This window comes from Streptomyces eurocidicus, assembly GCF_002891295.1.
GTDB lineage: Bacteria > Actinomycetota > Actinomycetes > Streptomycetales > Streptomycetaceae > Streptomyces > Streptomyces eurocidicus.
The window spans coordinates 543,758-565,767 of the sequence record NZ_LGUI01000005.1; the positions used below are offsets into that span (position 1 = coordinate 543,758).

Here is a 22,010-nt window from a genome sequence, read left to right on the forward strand (position 1 = left end):
TTAGGACAGCGGGCCGGCCAAGCCCGCTACCGCACCCGCCGCCACACCGAAGGCACCGCCCCCACCACCACCGTCACCGCGACCGCCGCCGCCACCCCTTGCCACGGGCGGGCGAAGAGCGAGCCGCCCAGGACGCCGATGACCTGGTACGTCGCCGCCCACGCCAGGCACGCCGGGGCGTCGCCGCGGGCGAAGCGGGACGGCGGGACGCGGGAGAGGAGGCAGGCCAGCATCACCGGGACGCGGCCTGCCGGGAGGAGGCGGGACAGGACGAGGACCGTCACCCCGTGTTCGTCGAGTTTCGTACGGGCCCGGGCCAGGCGTTCCGGGGAGGCGCGGTCGCGGAGGCGGTTCAGCCAGCGGGAGCCGTTGCGGGAGGCCACCCCGCGCCGGCCGAGGCCGTACAGCGCCATGTCGCCGAGGAACGCCGCGGACGACGCGACCAGGAACACCCACAGCAGGGAGAACGGCGAGCTCTGGTGGAAGGCCACCACGGCCGCCGAGCTGACCACCGCGCCCGTCGGCACCACCGGCACCAGGGCGCCGAGCGCGACCAGCAGGAACAACGACGGGTAGCCGACGGCCTGCTGGGTCGACTCCGGCGGTACCGCCCGGGTCAGCGCCTCGGCGGCCCACTCCGGCAACGGAGCGATCACCTCGCCCCCAGCGGCCGTACGGACTCGCCGTGGCCCAGTCGGTGCACCGTGGCCTCGGGGGCGAGCCGCCCCGCCAGGCGGACGAACTCCTCGCCCGGCGCGTGGAATTCGTGCGGCCGCACCCCGTCCATGCCGATCGGCCAGTACGTGCCGTAGTGCACCGGCACCGCGGTCGGCGCCTCCAGCCGGGCCAGGGCCCGCGCGGCCCGGCCCGCGTCCAGGTGGCCGTGGCCCAGGAACGGGCCCCAGCCGCCGACCGGCAGCAGCGCCACGTCCACCGGGCCCACCTCGTCCGTCATGCCCTCGAACCAGCCCGTGTCCCCGGCGAAGTACGTCGTCGCCTCGCCCCGCACCACATAGCCGAGCGCGGGCACCCGGCGTGGCCCGTACGGCAGCCTGCGCCCGTCGTGTTCCGCGTGCACCGCACGTATCCGCAGCTCTCCGCAGCGCACCACGTCCCCCGGCGCGGCCTCGCTGATCCGCAGGCCCCGGGCGGCGGCCAGCCTGCCCAGACCCGGCACCACGGTCGGCGCGCCCCGGGGCACCACCAGGCGCGTACCGGGGGCGAGCCGGGCCAGCGAGGGGAGGTGGAGGTGGTCGGCGTGCAGGTGCGACACGAGGACGACGTCCGCGACGGCCGCCTCGGGCGGCGGGACCGCGCCCCGGCGGCGGCGCAGATGCGCCAGCCGCCGGACGAACAGCGGATCGGTCAGGACCCGTGTCCCCGAGTCCTCCACCGTCACGGTGGCATGCCCCCACCAGGTGAGCTCCACCGGCACCGGGCACCTCCATGACTCATCGGTGCCTCCCACCTTACGGGCGTCCCCCGGCCACCTCGATGACATGGACACACACGGGCACCCGGTGCGCCGGATCCGTCGTCTCGCGCTCCCGCCGCATCCCGAGCTTGCGCATGATCTTCGCGGCGGAGTCGTTGCCCACCTGGTGCACGCCCACCACCCGGCCCAGGCCCCGGTCCCGCAGCGCGAAGTCCAGCACCGCCCGGGCGGCCTCGGTGGCCAGCCCGTGCCCCCAGTGCCCGCGCCCGAGCCGCCAGCGGATGTCCACCGCGGGCAGGATCTCCGGCAGGTACTCCGGCACGGACAGCCCCGCGAACCCGGCCAGCCGCCCCGTCCCCCGCACCTCCACCGCGAACAGCCCGACCCCCCGTTCCTCCCACTCCCGCTCCCACCGCGCGAGGTCCGCCGCCGTCTCCTCCCGGCCCAGCACCGCGCCGTCGGCGATCCAGCGCATCACCTCCGGGTCGGCGTTGATGTCGGCCATCGGTCCGAGGTCGTCCTCGCGCCAGCGGCGCAGCGTCAGTCGAGGGGTACGAAGGGTGGTCATGCCGGCATCCTGCCCAGCCGGGGCGGGGCGAAAGCCCTGGGACGGCAGGGTCACCGGTGATCGTGGAAGTCCGGCTTGGCGTACCGTTCCGCCGGCCCCTCAGCCGTCGAGCCGCGCCTGCACCAGTGCCTGCGAACCGTCGGTGCGCCACCCGGGCCGGATCACGTCCATCCGCTCCGCGGTCTTCCGCCGGAGCCCGACCACCACGTCCGACTTCAGCGTGCGCAGCGCGACCGGCGAACCCGGCACCCCCGCGACGGCGTCCGCGAACGGCCGGGTCGCAGGCCAGGCCCGGTCGCCCACCAGACGCCGGTAGTTGAGGTCACCCTTGAACACGCACAGCCGGGCCGCGCCGAGCTGCGCCCGCAGCCCGGCGGGCAGCTCGCCGAAGCCGAGCGGCGAGCAGAAGAACTCGTGGCCCCCCACCCGGAGCCGCCCGTGGGCCGCCGCCTCCCGCAGCCGCCCCGCGGCCTTCCCCGCCTCGCCGCCGAAGGAGGACAGCCGCACCAGGCAGTCCCGCACATCCGTGGTGACCGCGTCGGAGACGAAGTAGGGCCGTGGCTTGACGTGCAGGAAGACCGAACTCGCCCGCCGGGTCAGCAACAGGTGGTCGACGAGCAGCAGGTCGGCGAGGAGCTCGCGCCCCGCGTTGTCCAGGATCACGTGGACCTCGCCCGGGGACCGCCCGCCCAGGTGCCGCCACAGGGCGCCGCTGTCGTCGGCGAGGAGCGGGACGCCGTCCTCGGCGCCTTCGTCGCGCACCAGCCGGAAGCCGAGATCGGCGCGGTTCCCGTACAGGGAGGCCAGCAGCAGGGTGCGGAACGCCTCGGCCGGCGCCGAGCGGTCCAGCCCGTCCAGCCACGCGGTGTCGGCCTCCAGCGCGGGGTCGGCCAGCTCGGCGGCCTTCATGGGGGCGAACGGGTCCACCCCCTGCCACGGCCCGGGCGCGAAGTACCCGACGCACTCCAGCAGTCGAAGGTAGAAGTAGCTCTCGGCCCACAGGAACGGCACGTCGCGCCACGGCCGGCCGAAGTACTCCCGGCCCCACCCGAGCCACTGCTCCCGGCCCGGCGTCGTCTCCTCCGGCGGCCGGACGACGGCGGTGTCCGAGGCCGACTCCGCCAGCAGCTCCCGGAGCCCGGACCGCTGCCCGGGACCGTAGGGGTTGCTCTCGCAGAGCCGCTCGACCAGGGCGGGGTGGCGCTCGTGGAACACGCCCCGGCCGAACCCTCCCGGGTCGGCGATGCCGAAGGCCGGGGGCGTCGGGGCCGGCTCCGGGGCCGGCTTCGAGGAAGGAGGGGTCGGGGTGCGCCGGTCGGTCATCGGGGGCTCGCTTCGTCGCGGGGGCGGGCGGGAGAACGTGACGTTGTCAAGGGCTTCTTCAGGACGAGAGCCCGGTGTTCCGGAGCCCTTCACCTACCCTTTCAAGCATGGGGCGTGTGCGCGGCGCGGTTCGACGTTTCGGCAGGTCGGCCAGGGAGCGGTGGCGGGAGGTCGTCGGTCCGTGGGCGGCCGGCACCGTCACGATGCTCGTCCTCGCGGCGGTCCTGCCCGACTTCCGGCTCCAGTCCGCCGACGGGGAGAGCGCCACCCGCGTCGCGATCACCGCGGCGCTGGGTGCGGGGATGTTCGGCCTGCTCGGCGCCGTGGTCTGGCCCGTGCTGGTACGGGCGCTGCTGCTGGTGCCCGCGTTCGTGCTGGGACTGCTGGTCTTCTTCCTCAACGGGTCGCTGCTGCTGATCGCGCTGGCCCTGCTCCCCGTGGGCAGCGGCGCCGCCGAACCCGAGACGGCCGTGGTGGTGGCCGCGGCGATGTCGGCGGCCTCGTCCGCCGCGGGCACCTTCCTCGCCGTGCGCGACGACGCCGCGTACGGGCGCAGGCTGGCCCGGCTCGCCGGCCGCAAGCGGCGCCGGCGCGGTGCGGACACCGGCCGGCGCCGGACGCCCGGCACCGTCTTCCTCCAGCTCGACGGCGTCGGCCACGACGTGCTCCGGGACGCCCTGCGGGAGCGCCCCGGCGGGCGCCGGGAGGGGCCGCTGATGCCGACCCTCGCCGGGTGGGCGGCCACCAGCCACCGGCTCACCCCCTGGCGCACCGACTGGTCCAGCCAGACGGGCGCCAGCCAGCTCGCCATCCTGCACGGCTCCAACGAGGACGTGCCCGCCTTCCGCTGGTACGAGAAGGAGACCGGCGAGGTCCTCGTCAGCGGGCGGCCCGCCGGGGCCGCCGAGCTCCAGCGGCGCGCCGTCGCCCGCACCGGCGACCGCGGCCTGCTGGGCGACGACGGCGCCAGCCGGGGCAACCTCTTCAGCGGCGGCGCCGACCAGGTCGCCCTCGTCCTGTCCGTCGCCGCCCGGCGCGGCCGGCACAACCGCTCCCGGTCGGGCTACTTCGCCTACTTCTCGGACCCCGCCAACGCCACCCGCACCGCCGTCTCCTACGTCGCCGAGGTCCTCCGCGAGATCGGCCAGTCCCTCCGGGCCAGGATCCGCCGGGAGGCCCCGCGGCTGCCGCGCGGCGGCCTCTACCCCTTCGTCCGCGCCTTCGCGACGGTCGTCGAGCGGGACGTGGTCGTCGCCGCCGTCCTCGGTGACGTCCTCGCCGGCCGCACCGCCGTCTACGCGGACCTCGTCGGCTACGACGAGGTCGCCCACCACTCCGGCCCGCGCGGCCGCGACACCCACCAGGTGCTGAGGGACCTCGACCGGGCCGTCGCGCTGATCGCCAGGGTCACCCGGCACGCGCCCCGCCCGTACCGGATCGTGCTGCTCTCCGACCACGGCCAGAGCCCGGGGGAGACCTTCGCCGGCCGCTACGGACTGACGCTCGAGGAGCTGGTGCGGCGGGGCCGGGCCGCGGCCGGGCCGCAGCCGGTCGTGCTGGCCTCGGGCAACCTCGGCCTGGTCTCCTTCCCCGACCTGCCGGGCCGCGCGAGCCGCGAGGAGATCGACCGCCGGCACCCCGGGCTGCTGCGCGGCCTCGCCGATCACCCGGGGATCGGCTTCCTGCTCGTACGCTCCGAGGAGCACGGCCCGGTGGTGCTGGGGCCCGGCCGTGCCGAGCACCGCCTGGAGACCGGCGAGGGGGCCGCGGAGAGCCCGCTGCGCGGTCTCGGGCCGGGCGCGGTGGAGGCCGTGCGGCGGACGGCCGGGTTCCCGCACACGGCGGACATCATGGTCAATTCCGCGTACGACCCGGCGACGGGCTCGGTGCACGCCTTCGAGGAGCAGATCGGCTCGCACGGCGGGCTGGGCGGCGAGCAGGGCCACCCGTTCCTGCTGTGGCCCCGGGAGCTGAGCGCGCCGGTGCGGGAGGGCGCGGAACTGGTGGGGGCGGAGCGGGTGCACCGGGTGCTGCGGCGGTGGCTGCGGGAGGCGGGAGAGCCCGTGACAGCGGTGGCGGAGCGGCAGGCGGAGGCCGGGGAACCCCAGATACCGGTGGGCCGGATTCCGTTTGACGGGCGGGCGCACGAATCACTGCCGGTGGGCGAAATGCCAGCACCTTTTGCGGTCACCGGCCCTGCCCTGCGGGACAAAACCGAGTGATTTTGCGGAGGGGCGCGCTCCGTTGCACCATGCGCTGTCGCACGACCCCGCGACCTGCCCGCAGGACGAGAGGCGCACCACCTCATGCACGACACCGACGGCACACACACCCGCCGTTTCGGCCTACCGACCGCCACCGCCCTGGTGATGGGCAACATCATCGGCGGCGGCATCTTTCTGCTGCCCGCCTCCGTCGCGCCCTTCGGCACGGTGAGCCTCCTGGCGTTCGGCGTCCTCACGGTCGGCGCCATCGCGCTGGCCCTCGTCTTCGGCCGGCTCGCCGAGCGCCATCCGCGCACCGGCGGCCCGTACGTCTACGCCCGTGAGGCGTTCGGCGACTTCGCCGGCTTCCTCTCCGCCTGGTCGTTCTGGACCATGACCTGGGTGAGCAACGCCGCCCTCGCCGTCGCGGGCGTCGGCTACTTCCACGTGCTGACCGGCGGCGGCTCGAAGTCCCAGGACCTGCTGGTGGCGCTGGCCATGCTCTGGCTGCCGGCCCTGGCGAACCTCGCGGGCACGCGCTGGGTGGGCGCCGTGCAGATGATCTCCACGGTGATGAAGTTCGTCCCGCTGCTGTTCGTCGCGGTCATCGGGCTGTTCTTCTTCGACCCGGACAACCTCGGTTCCTTCACCGTGGGCGGCGGCAACTGGACGGGCGGGCTGACGGCCTCCGCGGCGATCCTCCTGTACAGCTACGTGGGCGTCGAGTCCGCCGCGATGAGCGCCGGCGAGGTCCGCGACCCGGAGCGCAACGTCGGACGGGCCAGCGTGCTCGGCACCATCGGCGCGGCCGTGGTCTACCTCCTGGGCACCCTCTCCGTCTTCGGCTCCGTGCCGCACGACAAGCTCGTCACCTCCACCGCCCCGTTCTCCGACGCGGTCAATGTGATGTTCGGCGGCGAGTGGGGCGGCACGCTGATCGCCGCCTGCGCCGTGATCTCCATCGTGGGCGCGCTCAACGGCTGGACGCTGATGAGCGCCCAGGCCCCGTACGCCGCCGCCAAGGACGGGCTGTTCCCCGCCGTCTTCGCCAAGAAGCGGCGCGGGGTGCCGACGGTGGGCGTGCTGACCGCCACGGTCCTCGCCACGCTGCTGACGGTCTTCAACTACACCACCGGGGTGACCGGGGTCTTCGAGATCCTGGTGCTGATCACGACCTTCTCGGCGACCGTCCCTTACCTGCTGGCCGCCGCCGCGCAGATGTACTTCCTGCTGACCGGCCGCCGCGACAAGGTCCGCCCGGCCCGGTTCACCCGTGACATGGTGCTCGCGCTCGGCGCGTTCGCCTTCTCCTTCTGGCTGGTCGCCGGCGCCGGTTACGCGGCGGTCTACCAGGGCGTGCTGTTCCTCTTCACCGGCATCATCGTCTACGTCTGGCTGGCGGCCCGCCGCCCGGCGGGGGAGCCCGCCGGGGCGGCCGAGTCTGTCGAGTCCGTCGAGTCCGCCGTGACGGCCGGGACCGCTGAGCCCACCGAGCCCGCCGAGGCGGCCGTCAAGCGGTGACGCCGCCGTCGAGGACGAGGTCGGCGCCCACGGTGTAACCGGCCTCGTCCGAGGCGAGGTGGAGCACGGCCGCGGCGATCTCGTCCGGGGCGCCCGCGCGGCCCACCGGCACGTCGCGGCGCATCCGCTCGGCCTTTTCCGGCGAGGACTCGCCCGGCCGGGAGGACATCGGGGTCTCCACGGGCCCGGGGCTGACGGCGTTGATCCGCACCCCGTCGCCGATGTGGTCGAGCGCGGCGTTGCGGGTGAGCGCGGAGACCGCGGCCTTGCCGGCCGCGTACGCGCCGAACCCGGGGCGGCGCATATGGGCGCCGAGGTTGGAGGCGATGTTCACGATCGCCCCGCCGCCGTGCTCCCGCATGTGGCAGATCTCGTACTTCATGGACAGCCAGATCCCCTTGAGGTTGGTGTCCATGATCCGGTCCCAGTCGTCCTCGTCGATGTCGGCGACCTTGGCGGGGGCGATGAGCATCCCGACGTTGTTGACCGCCACGTCGAGCCCGCCGAAGCGCTCGACGGTCCGCTCGACGAGGTTCCGTACGTCCGCCGCCCGAGTGACGTCCGCGGTGATCGCCACGGCCTCGCCGCCCGCGGCCTCCATCTGGCGGACGGTCTCCTTCAGGGGCTCCTCCCGGCGGCCGGCGACGACGACCCGGGCGCCCTCACGGGCGAAGGCGAGCGCGACGGCCCGGCCGATGCCCGTACCGCCGCCGGTGACGAGGACGGTCCTGCCGGTGAATCGTGCGGTCATGAGATGACTCCTCGAAGATGATGAGAGACACGACATAAGAAGAACGTTCGTTCTTGAATCAGGGCAGACGGAAACGGCGCCCGGCCGCCTCCGCTCCAGTGGGTCAGTCCAGCAGGGACAGCGCCTGGTCGGCCGCGTCCCGAAGCCGGGCCGACCCGGGCGCGGCCTTCCCCACCACCCGCATGCCCTGCATGAGCACCAGCAGCATCCGCGCGAGCCCCGCCGGGTCCCGCCCGGCCGGCAGCTCGCCCTGTGCGGCGGCCCGCAGCAGCGCCGAGGTCAGCGCCGTCTCCAGGCTGTCCCAGCTCCGCTCCACGCGCCGGCCCATGTCGGGGTCGTGCGGCGCCAGCTCCACCGCCGTGTTGGTGACAAAGCAGCCGCGCCGCAGGTCGTCGCGGGCGGACTCCTCGGCGAAACGGCGGACCAGCGCGCGCACCGAGGGCAGCGCCGGGCCGGGCCGGGACAGCTCCTCCAGCACGGTGGACTGCTCGCCGTAGCGCTCCAGCGCCTTCAGGTACAGCTCGTGCTTGTTCCCGAACGTCGCGTAGAGGCTGGCCCGCGCGACGCCGAGGCGTTCGACGAGGTCCGCCATCGACGTCGCCTCGTAGCCGCGCTCCCAGAACAGCTCCAGGGCCGACTGAAGAGCGGCGTCGGGGTCGAATTCCTTTGTCCTGGCCACGACGATCAAGGTAGTCGTATCTGGAACGATCGGTCAAGAAAGAATCCCTCGCCGATCCTCCGGTACGGCACCGGCCGTGGGCGCCCCGGGGCCCCGCGGCCGGTGCCGTACCGCCCCGTCCCTAGACTGCCGATCATGCAGTTCGCGCCCTGGACACCGCCGACCGACATCGAGCGGAGGCTCCACGAGTCGACGGCGCGCGGGGACTGGGACGGCCAGATCGGGGCGCTCGCCGAGGCCGACCTGTTCATCGGTGTGGCGCGGGCCGAGGCTGACGGTCTCGTGCCGCCCGCGCCGCTCGCCCCCTACCGCGACCCGGTGAGCGGCAGGCGCGCGCTGCCCGTGCTCACCCGTGGCGCGCTGCCGCCCTGGCGGCCCGACTGGGTCTTCCAGCGGACCTCGCTGGCCGAGCTGGCCCAGGAGTGGCCCCACGACAAGTGGTGGCTGGCCGTGAACCCCGGCCTGCCCGGCGGCGCGGCCGTCCCCGCCACCCCGCTGGACCGCGAGGCATGGCTGGAGGTGTGCGCCGAGACGCCGCCGCCCACCGGCGGCCGGCTGGTGACGAGCCTCGCCGGCCCGCTGCACGGCCCGCTCGCACGGGGCCTGGCCTGCGGTGCTCCCCTCGCCGTGGCCGAGGCGCTGCCCTGGAACGTCCTCGGCGCCGTCCACCACGACTACGACGCCGACCGCGCGGTCCTGCGCGACTCCTGGGGCGTCACCGACCCCGCCGGATGGCGGCGGCTCACGGACCGGCTGCTCGCCGGGGAGGGCGCCGGCCGCGAGGCGGAGTTCGCCCTGCGCGCCCGCGAGGGCCTCACGGCGCAGGACGGCCGGGTCCCCGCGACGGAGGAGTGGCGGCGGTCCCTCACCCACGTCCTGCTGCACCGCGCCGCCTCCCCCGAGGAGACGCGCGCCCTGGACGACGTGGCCGTCCGCATCGACGGGTTCGAGGAGTGGCTCCGCCGGGAGGGGCTGCTGCCGCCCGGCGGCCGGGCCTGCTCGACGACGGCGTACGACCACGGGTGCGTGGTCCACGCCGCCCGGCTGGGCCTGGCCGCCCGCTACTGCGACCCGGCGGAGGCCGAACGGGTCGTCGTGGCGGCGGGCGACCGCAGCGCCCGCGCGTACGCCTCCTGGCAGGCGTTCTCCGCCGGTTTCCTGCTCGGCCGGGCGCTGCGCTCCGGCGAGGAGGCGCCTGGCCGTGCCGCGTCGCTCGCCCACCGGGCGCTCGCCACCGACCCGGGCAGCCCCTGGCGGGGCATCACCTGGTCGTGACGGCCCCGCGACCGGGCGCGCGGGCCGCCGGGCGCGCACAATCGGCGGGTGGATGCAGCGATCGCCCTGTTCACCGCGGATCTGCGGCTGAGTGACAACCCCGTGCTGCGCGGCGCCGTGCGCGCCGGGCGGCGGGTCGTGCCGCTGTTCGTCGTCGACGAGGGCCTCGCCGCCACGGGCTTCGCCGTGCCCAACCGCGCCGCGTTCCTGGCCGACTGCCTCGCCGACCTGGACGCGGGGCTGCGCGAGCGGGGCGGCCGGCTGGTGGTGCGGCGCGGGGACGTGGTCGAGGAGACCTGCCGGGTGGCCGCCGAGACGGGCGCCGGGGAGGTGCACCTCGCGGGCGGCGTCAGCGGCTTCGCCCTGCGCCGCGAGGAGCGGCTGCGGGCCGCGCTGGAGGCGGACGGGCGCGGGCTGCGCGTGCACGACGCCGTGATCACGGCGGTCGCCCCGGGCGCGGTGCTGCCCGCCGGGCGGGACCACTTCGCCGTGTTCACGCCGTACTTCCGCCGCTGGTCCGCCGAGGCGCTACGGCCCGTGGCCGACGCCCCGCGCGCCCTTCGGGTGCCCGCGGCGCACTCGGAGCCGCTGCCCTCGGCCGCCGCCCTGACCGGCCGGCCGGGCACGCTCTCACCCGCGTTGCCCGAGGGCGGCGAGCGGGCGGGCCGCCGCCGCCTCGACGCCTGGCGGCGCGGCGGAATGGCCGGGTACGCCGACCGCCATGATGACCTCGCGGGCGACGCCACGTCCCGGCTGTCGCCGTACCTCCACTTCGGCTGCCTGTCGCCCGTGGAGCTGGTCACGCGGGCACGGGCCGGTCGGGGGGAGGGCGCCGAGGCGTTCGTACGCCAACTGGCGTGGCGGGACTTCCACCACCAGCTGCTCGCCGCCCGCCCGGACGCGTCCTGGCACGACTACCGCCCCCGGCACGACCGCTGGTACGAGGACGCCGGGGAGCTCGCCGCGTGGCGGGCGGGCCGTACCGGATACCCGGTGGTCGACGCGGCGATGCGGCAGCTGGCCCACGAGGGCTGGATGCACAACCGGGCCCGGCTGCTCGCGGCGGGCTTCCTCGCCAAGACCCTGTACCTCGACTGGCGCGCGGGCGCCCGCCACTTCCTGGACCTGCTCGTCGACGGGGACGTGGCGAACAACCAGCTGAACTGGCAGTGGGTGGCGGGCACCGGCAGCGACACCCGGCCGAACCGGGTCCTCAACCCGCTGACCCAGGCGAGGAGGTACGACCCGGAGGGGGAGTACGTACGCCGGTGGGTCCCGGAGCTGCGGGGGGTGGCCGGCCGGGCGGTGCACGAGCCCTGGCGGCTGCCGGACCGGGACCGCCGCGGGTACCCGGAGCCGGTCGTGGAACCCGGGGACACGGCGGGGCGTTTCCGGCGGGGGCGTGGTCTGGTGTGAACGGGGTCCGCCGCCGTCAGGGGTAGGACGCCGCCACGCGGACAGAAGTCGGGAAGCGCGCGTCCGACGATCCGCGGAGCCGAAGGAGACACGGCGATGACGACGGAAACGACGACGGAAACGACGACCCCGCCCCGGCCTGCCGGCCGCACCGCGGACGCGGGTACGGGCATGGGCACGACCACCGGCACCACCGTCCGGGCTGGCGCCCCCGGCGCGCACACCCCCGCGGCCGTCCGCGGCCGGACCAGCATCGCCGACGGCGTCGTGGAGAAGATCGCGGGCCTGGCCGCCCGCGAGGTGCCCGGCGTGTACGCGCTCGGCGGCGGCTTCGCCCGCACCCTGGGGGCGGTGCGGGAGCGGGTGCCGGGCGGGCGCCCGAGCGTCACTCGCGGGGTGAAGGTCGAGGTGGGGGAGCGGCAGACGGCGGTCGACCTCGACCTCGTGGTCGTCTACGGGGTGCCGATCACGGAGGTGGCGGGTGAGGTACGGGAGAACGTGATCTCGGCGGTGGAACGGATGACGGGGCTGGAGGTGGTGGAGGTCAATGTCGCGGTGGTGGACGTACGGCTGCCGGACGAGGAGGAGGCGGCGGAGTCGGAGGTCCGGGTCCGGTAGGGGCCCTGCGGGCGGCTTTCCCCAGCCCCGCCCCTTCCCGAACCGGGGCTCCGCCCCGGCCCCCGGTCCTCAATCGCCGGACGGGCTGATTTTCAGCCCGTCCGGCGATTGAGGACATTCGGGAAGGGGCGGGGTGGGGAACAAGCCCCGCGCAGCGGCCACCCCGCCGCCTCACCCCTCAACGCCCCCCATGCCCCACCGCGATCGCCTCCACCCGCCGCGCCAGCTCCACGTCCAGCCCCGTCACCTTCCCCCCGACGCTGTGCGTGTTCACTGACAGCCGCACCGTGTTGTAACCGAGCGTCAGATCGGAGTGATGCCCCAACTCCTCCTGGATCTGGGCGATATGGATCACCATTGCCGCCGCCGGGAAGTGGCCCTCGAAGGAGTACGTACGGCTGATGGTGTCGCCGTCCGTGGTCCAGCCGGGCAGTTCCTGGAGGCGGTCCTCGACGTCCTTCTGGGAGAGCGGTTCGACGGCCATGGGTGTCCCCTTCGTCGTGGATGCCGGTGACTCAAGCGTCCCACGCGGCGGGGGCGCTTTCGCGTCAATGTGCGCGATGGAGCGTCGTGCGTCGGAAGTTCCCTTCCGGGATACGGGTGCCGCTCCTATGCTCCTGCGGCCGGAAGGGCAGGCGTTACCGACGGTAGGGGCTGGCATGGACGGTACGGGCGGCACACGCAGAGGATTCATCGGCGGGGCGGCGGCCGTCGCCGGCGCCACCGCGCTGGGCACGGCGGCACTCGGCGGCAAGGCGGCCGCCGCACCCCGCACGGCACCCGGTGGCCGGACGGTCGCGGTCCTCGGCGGCGGCGTCGCCGGACTCACGGCCGCGCACGAACTCGCCGAGCGCGGCTTCGAGGTGACGGTCTACGAGAAGAAGTCACCGGGTGGCAAGGCCCGCAGCATGGACGTGCCCGGCAGCGCCCGGGGCGGCCGCCGGCCGCTGCCCGGCGAGCACGGCTTCCGCTTCATCCCCGGCTTCTACCGCAACCTGCCGGACACCCTGCGCCGCATACCGTTCCCCGGCAACCCCGACGGCTGCCACGACAACCTCGTGGCGTCGAGCGAGGTGCTGTTCGCCCGAACGGGCCACGAGGACATCCGCATGCCGTTCCACAGCATCGGCGAGCCGCCGCCCGTCCTCACCCCCGAGGCGCTGCGCCGCGCGCTGGTCGGCTTCTTCGACGCCTTCGGGAACATCCCGGCCCACGAGCTCGCCTACTTCGCGAACCGGCTGCTCGTCTGGTTCACCAGCTGCGACGCCCGGCGGCTCGACCGCTGGGAGCGCGTCCCCTGGTGGGACTTCATCAAGGCCGCGCGGATGTCGCCGAACTACCAGCGGCTGCTCGCCATCGGCATCACCCGCAACATCGTGGCGACGAAGGCGGAGGTGGCGAGCACCCGCACCGTCTGCAACGTCACCGAGGCGTTCCTCTTCAACATCCTGGGCCGGGGTGCCGACGGCGAACCCGACCGGGTCCTCGACGCCCCCACCAACGAGGCGTGGATCGACCCGTGGGTCACCCATCTGAAGTCGCTGGGCGTGACCTTCCGCATCGGCTGGCCCGTGCAGGACCTGGGCATCGACGGCGGCCGGATCACCGCGGCCGTCGTCCACGACCCGGCCGGAGCCCGCCACGCGGTGACCGCCGACCACTTCGTCTCGGCGATGCCGGTCGAGCACGCCCGTACGACCTGGAACGCGGCCGTACGGGCCGCGGACCCCCGCCTGGCCCGCTGCGACGCGCTGCGCACGGACTGGATGACGGGCATCCAGTTCTATCTGACCGAGCCCACGCCCATCGTCCACGGCCACATCAACCACATCGACTCGCCCTGGTCGATCACCGCCGTGGGACAGGCCCAGTACTGGTCCGGGCGGGACTTCCGCGCGGACTACGGCGACGGCACGGTCGCCGACTGCCTGTCGGTCGACGTCTCCGAGTGGGACAGGCCCGGCATCCTCTACGGCAAGAAGGCCAAGGACTGCACCCGCGAAGAGGTCGCCCGCGAGGTGTGGGCCCAGATGAAGGCCGGTCTGAACGACACCGGCCGGACGGTCCTCAGCGACGCGAAGCTGCACTCCTGGTTCCTGGACCCCGCCGTCGAGATCGGCGTCCCCCGGCCCACCAACGACGAGCAACTGCTCATCCACCCCGTGGGAACCTGGTTCGACCGCCCTGAGGCCGCCACCGCGATACCCAACCTCTTCCTCTGCGGCGACTACGTCGCCACGGACATCGACCTGGCGACCATGGAAGGCGCCAACGCCTCGGCCCGCGCCGCGGTGAACGCCCTCCTGGACGCCGTGGGTTCGCGGGCCGAACGGTGCACGGTGACGCCCCTCTACCGCGCGCCGGAGCTGGAGGCGGCCAAGGCGCAGGACGCCTTGCGGTACAGGCTGGGGCTGCGGAACGCGTTCGATCTGGGGTAGCCGCCTTTACTGTCCAGGCGTCGAGAAAGCGGTCCGGGCGTCCAGAAAGAGGCGTACGACCTTGGCTTCGGGGTCGTCCTCGGAACCGTAGAGGGACAGTGCCTGCTGCCAGGCGGCCCGGGCGCGGCGGGTCTCGCCCATGCCGTCCAGGGCGCGGCCGAGGAGGGCGAGCACGTCGGCCCGGCGCCGGTCACCGCCGGTGAGGGTGCCGAGCGCCTGTTCCGCGAGGTCGGCCGCGTCCGCCGGGCGCTTCTGCGCGAGCCGGATCCTGGTCATCCGGAACAGCGCCAGGCCCTCCCGCAGCGGCTGACGCCACACTCGGAAGAGGGTCCGGGCCTCGCTGAGCGCGCGGAAGGCTGGCTCGGCGTCCCCGGCCCGTTCCAGGGCCAGTCCCAGGGTGTTGAGGGCGCTGCCCAGCTCCGGGGTGTCGCCCAGCTCCCGCAGGAGCGCCACGCTGCGCCTGGCCTCCTCCACCGCGCGGTCGACCGTGCCCCCGGCCAGCAGCAGCCGGGAGACGCTCGCCAGGGTGACGGCCTCGCCCATCCGGTTCTCGTCGTGGCGGAACGCGTCGGCGGCCCTGCCGAGGAATTTCCCGGCCCGGTCCCGGTTGTGGTCGCGGCGGGCCAGCGAGCCCATCAGACGCAGGGTGTGCCCCAGCGCGAAGAGGTCCTGGACCGAGGTGGCGCACTTCTCGGCGCGTGCCGCCTCGACCGCCGCCCGTTCGGTCCGCCCGGCGATCTCGTGCCCCCTGGCGAGCAGATACCGCGCCCGGGCCTCGACGAGGTTCACGCCTCGCTCCTTGGCAGCGGTCGCGACGCTCCCGACCGCCGCCGCGTGCCGGTCGGTGAACTCCCCGTCCTCCAGGACATCGCTGATCGCCCACAGCGTGTCCACCGCCCGGCGCAGATCCCCGCGGGAGACCTCCTGCGGCCCCGCCATGACGTCCTCCACGGCGGCGAGCACGTTCCCCGCCTCGGCGAAGAGCCACTCCAGGGCCTCCCTGCGGTCCTCGAAGGACAACCCGAATCCCCACCCCGAGGCCAGGTACCGTGCGCACCCGTCACGCGGACGCAGCCGCAGCTGCGCGACGGTCGCCGTGCACAGCTGGAAGCCGAGCAGCCGGGACGCGGCCGCCTGCCGCTCCTCCAGGGGCTCGTCGGCCTCGGCGCGGGTACGGGCGTAGAGCCGCACCAGGTCGTGGAGCCGGTAGCGGTGCGGCTCGGGGGAGTCCAGGAGGCTGCTGTCGACCAGTGATTCGAGGAGCCGTTCCGCCCCGGCGAGGTCGTCCCCGTCCGGCCCCGAGCCGAGCAGGGCGGCCGCGGCGTGGAACGAGATGTCCGGCCCGGAAGCGATGCCCAGCAGCCGGAAGGCACGCGCCTGCTCCGGCGCCAGCCGGCCGTAGCCCAGCTCGAACGCGGACCGCACCACCAGATCACCGGCCCGCAGCTCGTCGAGGCGCCTGTGCTCGTTCGCCAGCTTCGCGGCCAGGGTTTCCACCGGCCAGGACGGGCGGGCCGCGAGCCGGACCCCGGCGGTCCGGACGGCCAGGGGCAGCCCGCCGCACGCCTCCACCACCTCCAGGGCCTCGTCCGGCTCGTCCGCCACCCGCTCCTCGCCCACAATCCGGGTAAACAGGCGGAGTCCCTCTTCACGGTCCATCACCGGCACGTCGATCTGGTGCGCCCCCGAGATACCGCTCAGGCGCGCCCGGCCGGTGACGATCGCGGCGCTGCCCGGGGCACCCGGCAGCAGCGGCCGGACCTGGCCCGCGTCGCGCGCGTCGTCCAGGACGACGAGGATCCGCTTGCGGTCCAGCAGTGACCGGTACAGGGCGGACCGGGCGGCGACGGTCGCCGGGACGTACGCCGGGTGCACCCCCAGGGCGGGTAACAGATCGCCCAGCACCGCCGCGGGATCCACCGGATCGGGGCCCGCGCCCCGGAGGTCGGCGTACAGCAGACCGTCGGGGAAGTGGTCGCCGACGGCGTGCGCGACGTGCAGGGCCAGCGTGGTCTTGCCCACCCCGCCGAGGCCCGTGAGGGCGAGGACCACGGGCGCCGGGCGCCCTTCCGCCAGCAGGCTCTCGGTCATCTCGCCGACGAGGTCGCCCCGGCCGGTGAAGTCCAGGACGTCCGCCGGGAGCTGTGCGGGACGTACGGGCTCGGGTTCGCGTCCCGGGGTGGCAGGTTCCGTGGCCGACGTGATCTCCAGCCGGGTGTCGGCCTGCAGGATCCGCTGCTGGAGGTCCGCCAGCGCGGGGCCCGGGTCGACGCCCAGCTCGTCGGCCAGCAGCCGGCGCGTGTCCGCGTAGACGGCGAGTGCCTCGGCCTGCCGACCGCTCCGGTACAGGGCCAGCATCAGCAGCTCGCGCAGCCGCTCGCGCAGGGGCTGCTGGGCGGTGAGGGCCGTCAGCTCGGAGACGACCTCCGCGTGCCGGCCCAGCTCCATCCGCAGCTCGACGCGGGACTCCGTCAGCTGGAGCCGCCACTCCTCCAGACGGCTGCGGTGCATCTCGGCGAACGGGCCGGTCAGGCCGGCGAGCGGCTCGCCGTCCCAGAGGGCCAGCGCCTCGTCGAGCCGGGCCAGGGCCCGGACGGGGTCGCCGGCGGCGCGGGCGCGCCCGGAGTCCGCGACGAGGCCGTCCACGGTGTCCAGGTCGAACCAGGCTTCCCGGAGGTGCAGGGCGTAGCCGCCGGACTCGCTGACGAGGATGTCCCCGTCGGGCCCGAACGCCTTCCGCAGCCGCGAGGCGTACGTGCGCAGGGCCGCCAGCGCCTGGTGCGGGGGGTCGTCGCCCCAGAGGTCCTCCAGCAGCTCCGCGGCGGTGGCCGTGCGGTGGCCGCGCAGCAGCAGGGCCGCGAGCAGGCCGCGCTGCTGGGGGGAGCCGGTGTGCAGGGCCTCCTCGCCGCGCCAGGCGCGCACCGGCCCGAGCACCGAGAAGCTGAGGCGGTCGCCGGCCGGCGGGCGGCGGCGCGCCGGGAGACGCGCGACGTCCGCGGCAGGGCTCCCCCCGCCCTGCCGCACCGGGCCCACGAGCTCCCGGCCACCGTCCTGGAGGGAACTGCGGAGCGCCGCCCGTGCCCCGGGCGGCAGCTCCGCGGACGCCTCCAGGGCCTCCGCCGTACGGCCCGTGCGGTAGAGGGCGAAGGCCAGCTGGGTGCGGAAGCCCTCGTGCGCCGGGAACTCCTCTATCAGGGCGCGCAGTTCGGGGACGACCTCGGTGTGCCGGCCCAGGCGCAGGCGCGCGTCGACGCGCAGGGCCAGGGCCGCGCACCGGTCGGCCTCGATCTCCCGCACCCGGTCCGTGAGCCGGCGGCTGTGGCGCGGCACCCCGGCGAAGGCGGGCCCCCGGTACAGCAGCAGCGCCTGCCCGACCGCCTCCTGGCAGCGCTCGTACGCGCCGGCCTGGAGCTCCTCGCGGGCCGTGCCGAGCAGCTCGATGAACCGCTCATGGTCCGTTGACGTCACATGCAGCACGTAGCCGACCGGGTGCCGCCCCAGTGCGGCCATGCCCGACCCGGGGCCTCCGGCCTCCTCAATCTTCTTGCGGAGCAGATGAACGTAATTCTGCACCTGGGCACCGGCGTTGGCCGGAGGGGTGCTGCCCCACATGTCCTCGATGAGGGTCTCCGGCGGAACGATCCGTTCCGGCTCCAGGAGGAGGGCGGCGAGCAGGCTCCGTTGACGGCGTGCGGAAGGGGTGATGTCGATACCGTCGACGGTCAGGACGAGCGGTCCGAGGATGCTCGCCTCAGTCCTCATCGTGGCCCCCGCCGCCCGCGACGAGCCGCTCGCGCTGCCGGAGCAGGGCGGGCGGGCGGAGGCCGTAGTCGTTCTGCCAGCGGTCCAGCTCGCCCGTGACCAGGTCGAGGGCGCGGGCGCGGGCGCCCGAGCGGCAGAGCGCCGTCGCCAGCAGGACCACGAGGGCCTCGTCGCCCGGGTGTTCGGCGTGCAGGTCCAGGAGGTCGGCCGTCACCCGCGCGGGCGACCCGGCCGCCAGCAGGGCGCCCGCCCGGCGCTTGCCCGCGTCCAGGCGGAGGTCGGCCATGCCGCGCCGGGCGCTGGTGAAGTACGCGGAGGGCGGCAGGTCCATGAACGGCTCGCCGCGCCACAGGCCGAGCGCGGTGTCGAAGAGCGCGGCCGCGCCCGCCGGGTCGCCGTCCGCCGCCGTGGCTTCCGCCCGCCCGCAGAGCTCCTGGAAGCGGGTGACGTCGACGGAACCGGGGTCCGTGTGCAGGACGTAGCTGACCCGGTCGGAGGGCTGCCCCGGGTGGGTGACCAGGCGGGGCCCCGGGCCGTACGCGCCGAACAGCCGCCGGAGGTGGTGCACATGGACCTGGATGGCCGCGACGGCGGACGCGGGTGGTGGCCCCGTCCAGATCCGGTCGCGGAGGGCCGCCACCGTCACGGCCCGGCCCCGGGCGAGCAGCAGGGCCGCGAGGACCGCGCGCCGCTGCGGTGGGCCGAGCGGGACGGGAAGGCCCCCGTGCTCCGCCGTCACCGGGCCCAGCAGCCCGAACCGAAGTGCCGTCACCTTCGCCCCCCTTGCCGTCCCCCGCCGGACCGTCGGCGCGCGGACGCGCTCGGCCCGCTCCCACGGTAGCAGTCCGTTCAGCCGCCGTTAAGTGAGCGCAGAGCAAAGACAGAGCGTGGGGCCGTGCGGCGTTTCTCAAGCGTTTATCGCGGCGTGGCACTATCACGGGAAAGCCTTCCGTGACGTGCCAGTCCGCGATGGCTCGGGCAGGGACCTACCGGGGGTGGTAGCCCGGGGGTCCCTCCTGTCCGGCCCTGCCGGGCCTCTTTCCGCGCGCCCCGGATCCTTCCGCACAACACCGCACAGCAACTCCCGTTCGGTGCTGTGCCGTTGTGTGCGCTCTTTGCATACCGCCAACTCTGGTCCGCGAGCGCCCATTTGGGCTACCGTCGAATCAATCGCCGCGCAGGGTGAGCGGATCCCGGGCCTCCTACCAAGGCCCCTTCGTGGATGCGCCGTGCCCCCGCGTCGAGATGTGGAACACCCGTCGGACTGGCACCGTCACAAGGAGAGCGCTGACATGCATCCGAACCCAGCTCTGTGGCCACTGTCGGCCGGGGTCGTCGTGGCCCTGGCCTTCTTCGTGCTCGTGGGCTATCTGGCCAACGTGCTGCGGGCGACGCGTCGCCTGCCGTTCGTGATCGCGGCCATCGGCGGACTGATCGCCGCCCTGCCCGGAGTGCTGTACGCCCTCCACTACGTGGTGAACGCGACCACGGTGTGAGGCCGTAGCGCATGGCGGCCGGCCGGGTCCCGCCCGGCCGGCCGCTCCTTCCGGGTGCGGGCGGGACCATGGCCCGCGCCGGTCAGCCGGCCGTCGCGGACGGCAGCGCGCCGTCGATCGACACCTCGTTCGCGCAGAGGACCCTGAAGTCCAGTCCGCCGAAGGACACATGCCGGCACGCCCCGCCCGACAGCGTCTCCGTCAGGTCCAGCGGCTGCTCCTCGGCCGTCGCCGCGGGCTCGGCCGTCAGGACGGCCGCTCCGGCCAGCACACAACCGGCCACCACCTTGGCCCAAGGCTTCACGGTATTTCCTCACGTCGAAGTCGAAAGGTGTCGGCCGCCTAACGACCGACCCGGGCGGGGGTTCCGCATACGCGTGCGCACGGGGGAACGGACCGGTCCACGCCCTACCCCCGGCCCCGGTACAGCTCTTCCACCTCCCGCGCGTACACCTCCTCGACCACCTTCCGGCGCAGCTTCAGCGACGGCGTCAGCAGCCCTCTGCCCTCCGTGAACCGCCCGCCCAGTATCCGGAAGGCCCGGATCGACTCCGCCTGGGAGACCATGGTGTTGGCGGCCACCACCGCCCGCCGCACCTCGGCCTCCAGGTCCGGGTCGCGGACCAGCACCGACCACTCCGGCGCCGGCCTGCCGCGCATCCGCAGCCAGTGCGTGACGGCCTCCTCGTCCAGGGTGATCAGCGCGCCCACGAACGGGCGGTCGTTGCCGACGACGACGCAGTGCGACACCAGGGGGTGCGCCCGAACCCGCTCCTCCAGCGGGAGCGGGGAGACGCTCTTGCCGCCGGACGTCACCAGGATCTCCTTCTTCCGCCCGGTGATGGTCAGATAGCCGTCCGCGTCCAGCGTGCCGAGGTCCCCCGTGGCCAGCCAGCCGTCCCGCAGGACCGCGTCCGTCGCCCTGGGGTCGTCGAGGTAGCCGGTGAAGACCTGCCCGCCGCGCAGCCACACCTCGCCGTCGTCCGCCAGCCGCACGGACGTACCCGGCACGGGCCGGCCGACGGTTCCGAAGCGGGTCCGCTCGGGCGGGTTGGCGACCGCGGCACCGGTGGTCTCCGTCAGCCCGTACCCCTCCAGGACGGTGATCCCGGCGCCCGCGAAGAACAGCCCCAGCCGCCGGTCCATCGCCGAGCCGCCCGACATCGCGTACCGCACCCGGCCGCCCAGCGCCTCGCGCACCTTCGCGTAGACGAGCCGGTCGTAGAGCCGGTGCCGGCCGCGCAGCGCGGCGCCCGGCCCGGGGCCCAGGCCGAAGGCGCGCCGCTCCCGGGCTTCCGCGTGGCATACCGCCACCTCGACGGCCTTCTCGAACGGCTCGCCCCGGCCCGCGCTCTCGGCCGCCCGGCGGGCCTGGGCGAAGAGCCGCTCGAAGACGTACGGCACGGCGAGGACGAACGTGGGACGGAACCCCCGCAGGGCCGGCAGCAGCCCGGCGGCCGTGAGCTCCGGTTCGTGCCCCAGCTTCACCCGGCCGCGCACCGCCGCGACCTGCACCATCCGCCCGAAGACATGGGCCAGCGGCAGGAACAGCAGGGTGGCGGCCTCGTCGCCGGGGCGGGAGCGGAAGACGGACCCGTAGCGTGCGACGACGTTGTCCGCCTCGGCCATGAAGTTGGCGTGCGTGAGCACACAGCCCCGGGGGCGGCCCGTGGTGCCCGAGGTGTGCGCGATCGTGGCCGGGGACGCGGCCGTCACCGCCCTCCGGTGCCGGTGCACGACGTCGTCGCCGATCCGCTCGCCCGCGGCGGTCAGCGCCGCGACGGCCCCCGCGTCCAGCTGCCACAGCCGGGTCAGCCGCGGCAGCCGGTCGACGACCGAGCCGACGGTCATGGCGTGGTCCTCGTGCTCGACCACGCAGGCGGTGACCCCCGCGTCGCGCAGGATCCAGAAGACCTGCTCGGCGGAGGCCGTCGGATACAGCGGCACCGGCTGCGCGCCGATCGACCAGAGCGCGAAGTCGAACAGCGTCCACTCGTAGCGGGTACGGGACATGACGGCCACCCGGTCGCCGAACCGCACCCCTTCCGAGAGCAGGCCCTTGGCCAGGGCCAGGACCTCGTCCCGGAAGGCCGCGGCGGTCACGTCCCGCCAGGCGCCGCCGTCGTCCCGGCGGCCGAGCGCGATCCCGCCGGGGTCCTGCTCCGCGCGCTCGAAGACGGCGTCCGCCAGACCGCCGACGTGGGGGGTCGTCACCAGGGGTGGGACGGTGAACTCGCGCAACTGGCCGCTCCTACGTGCTCCTGGCGGTGCTCCGCACTCGCCGCTCCGCACAGCGCGGTGACCGTACCCGGTCAAGAACCTCCCTGAACCCTTTTCGGCGCCGCGGCCGTGCGGCCCCGGTACTGCTCCCGGCCCTCCCCGCCTCGCTCCCGGGCCGCCCCGGTGCCGTTCCCGAGCCCCTACCGCCTCGCTCCCGGGCCGCTCCCGCGTCGTTCCCGGGCCCTCCCCGCCTTGCTCCCGGGCCGCTCCCGCCTCGTTCCTGGGCCGCTCCCGCCTCGCTCCC

Annotated in this window: 18 protein-coding genes and 1 pseudogene; 7 read left to right on the top strand and 12 right to left on the bottom strand. The window is 74.7% G+C overall.

Features of this window, described 5'->3' with window-relative positions:
• Positions 1–26: 26 nt before the first annotated feature.
• The 4 genes from AF335_RS19265 to AF335_RS19280 form a co-directional block, all read right to left on the bottom strand.
• The gene (locus AF335_RS19265; protein ID WP_244927092.1) at positions 27–656 is read right to left on the bottom strand and encodes a DedA family protein; all 630 of its coding nucleotides are present in this window, start codon (positions 654–656) and stop codon (positions 27–29) included.
• Positions 653–1,435 (bottom strand): MBL fold metallo-hydrolase, encoded by a 783-nt coding sequence (locus AF335_RS19270; RefSeq protein ID WP_102919628.1) that lies wholly within the window; start codon positions 1,433–1,435, stop codon positions 653–655. The genes AF335_RS19265 and AF335_RS19270 overlap by 4 nt, the downstream gene beginning before the upstream one ends.
• Positions 1,436–1,469: 34 nt before the next feature.
• Positions 1,470–2,003, bottom strand: a complete 534-nt coding sequence (locus AF335_RS19275; RefSeq protein WP_102919629.1) for a GNAT family N-acetyltransferase — start codon at positions 2,001–2,003, stop codon at positions 1,470–1,472.
• 99 nt (positions 2,004–2,102) lie between these two features.
• A complete protein-coding gene (locus AF335_RS19280) occupies positions 2,103–3,326 on the bottom strand; it encodes a damage-control phosphatase ARMT1 family protein (RefSeq protein WP_102919630.1) in 1,224 nt (407 codons plus the stop codon).
• A gap of 107 nt (positions 3,327–3,433) precedes the next feature.
• Here AF335_RS19280 and AF335_RS19285 point away from each other — a divergent pair, with 107 nt between their 5' ends.
• On the top strand, positions 3,434–5,548 hold the full coding sequence (locus tag AF335_RS19285) for a phage holin family protein (RefSeq protein WP_102919631.1): 2,115 nt from the start codon (positions 3,434–3,436) through the stop codon (positions 5,546–5,548).
• Between the two features lie 84 nt (positions 5,549–5,632).
• Positions 5,633–7,051, top strand: a complete 1,419-nt coding sequence (locus AF335_RS19290; protein WP_102919632.1) for an amino acid permease — start codon at positions 5,633–5,635, stop codon at positions 7,049–7,051.
• Here the strand turns inward: AF335_RS19290 and AF335_RS19295 are convergent.
• The gene (locus AF335_RS19295) at positions 7,041–7,802 is read right to left on the bottom strand and encodes an SDR family NAD(P)-dependent oxidoreductase (protein WP_102919633.1); all 762 of its coding nucleotides are present in this window, start codon (positions 7,800–7,802) and stop codon (positions 7,041–7,043) included. The genes AF335_RS19290 and AF335_RS19295 overlap by 11 nt on opposite strands.
• Before the next feature lie 103 nt (positions 7,803–7,905).
• Complete coding sequence (locus AF335_RS19300) at positions 7,906–8,481, bottom strand: TetR/AcrR family transcriptional regulator (RefSeq protein ID WP_102919706.1); 576 nt, start codon at positions 8,479–8,481, stop codon at positions 7,906–7,908.
• A gap of 135 nt (positions 8,482–8,616) precedes the next feature.
• On the opposite strand from AF335_RS19300, the gene AF335_RS19305 reads away from it, so the two are divergent.
• The 3 genes from AF335_RS19305 to AF335_RS19315 all read left to right on the top strand — a co-directional run bounded on the left by AF335_RS19305 (position 8,617) and on the right by AF335_RS19315 (position 11,790).
• Positions 8,617–9,756 carry a DUF1266 domain-containing protein gene (locus AF335_RS19305; RefSeq protein WP_102919634.1) on the top strand — a complete coding sequence of 380 codons (1,140 nt, stop codon included), beginning with the start codon at positions 8,617–8,619 and terminating at the stop codon, positions 9,754–9,756.
• A 48-nt stretch (positions 9,757–9,804) separates the two neighbouring features.
• Positions 9,805–11,172, top strand: coding sequence for a cryptochrome/photolyase family protein (locus AF335_RS19310; RefSeq protein WP_102919635.1), 1,368 nt, complete (start codon positions 9,805–9,807; stop codon positions 11,170–11,172).
• A gap of 96 nt (positions 11,173–11,268) precedes the next feature.
• Positions 11,269–11,790: an Asp23/Gls24 family envelope stress response protein gene (locus AF335_RS19315; protein ID WP_102919636.1), complete on the top strand. Its 522-nt coding sequence runs from the start codon at positions 11,269–11,271 to the stop codon at positions 11,788–11,790.
• Between the two features lie 178 nt (positions 11,791–11,968).
• Here AF335_RS19315 and AF335_RS19325 read toward each other — a convergent pair whose 3' ends face one another.
• Positions 11,969–12,274 carry a 4a-hydroxytetrahydrobiopterin dehydratase gene (locus tag AF335_RS19325; protein WP_102919638.1) on the bottom strand — a complete coding sequence of 102 codons (306 nt, stop codon included), beginning with the start codon at positions 12,272–12,274 and terminating at the stop codon, positions 11,969–11,971.
• A gap of 175 nt (positions 12,275–12,449) precedes the next feature.
• On the opposite strand from AF335_RS19325, the gene AF335_RS19330 reads away from it, so the two are divergent.
• Complete coding sequence (locus tag AF335_RS19330) at positions 12,450–14,228, top strand: hydroxysqualene dehydroxylase (RefSeq protein ID WP_102919639.1); 1,779 nt, start codon at positions 12,450–12,452, stop codon at positions 14,226–14,228.
• Positions 14,229–14,234: 6 nt separating this feature from the next.
• Here the strand turns inward: AF335_RS19330 and AF335_RS19335 are convergent, their stop codons facing one another.
• The 3 genes and pseudogenes from AF335_RS19335 to AF335_RS19340 form a co-directional block, all read right to left on the bottom strand.
• Positions 14,235–17,738 carry a BTAD domain-containing putative transcriptional regulator gene (locus AF335_RS19335; protein WP_376697876.1) on the bottom strand — a complete coding sequence of 1,168 codons (3,504 nt, stop codon included), beginning with the start codon at positions 17,736–17,738 and terminating at the stop codon, positions 14,235–14,237.
• A gap of 27 nt (positions 17,739–17,765) precedes the next feature.
• Positions 17,766–17,990: pseudogene (locus tag AF335_RS36675) on the bottom strand (AfsR/SARP family transcriptional regulator); the annotation flags it as partial.
• Positions 17,980–18,762, bottom strand: a complete 783-nt coding sequence (locus AF335_RS19340) for an AfsR/SARP family transcriptional regulator (RefSeq protein ID WP_102919641.1) — start codon at positions 18,760–18,762, stop codon at positions 17,980–17,982. The gene AF335_RS19340 and the pseudogene AF335_RS36675, both read right to left, overlap by 11 nt.
• Before the next feature lie 520 nt (positions 18,763–19,282).
• Here AF335_RS19340 and AF335_RS19345 point away from each other — a divergent pair.
• Positions 19,283–19,486 carry a hypothetical protein gene (locus AF335_RS19345; RefSeq protein WP_102919642.1) on the top strand — a complete coding sequence of 68 codons (204 nt, stop codon included), beginning with the start codon at positions 19,283–19,285 and terminating at the stop codon, positions 19,484–19,486.
• An 82-nt stretch (positions 19,487–19,568) separates the two neighbouring features.
• On the opposite strand, the gene AF335_RS19350 is transcribed toward AF335_RS19345, so the two are convergent.
• Together AF335_RS19350 and AF335_RS19355 are read right to left on the bottom strand one after the other, a co-directional pair.
• Positions 19,569–19,790, bottom strand: a complete 222-nt coding sequence (locus tag AF335_RS19350) for a hypothetical protein (protein WP_146045567.1) — start codon at positions 19,788–19,790, stop codon at positions 19,569–19,571.
• A gap of 104 nt (positions 19,791–19,894) precedes the next feature.
• Positions 19,895–21,727 carry an AMP-dependent synthetase/ligase gene (locus AF335_RS19355; protein ID WP_102919644.1) on the bottom strand — a complete coding sequence of 611 codons (1,833 nt, stop codon included), beginning with the start codon at positions 21,725–21,727 and terminating at the stop codon, positions 19,895–19,897.
• Positions 21,728–22,010 lie beyond the last annotated feature (283 nt).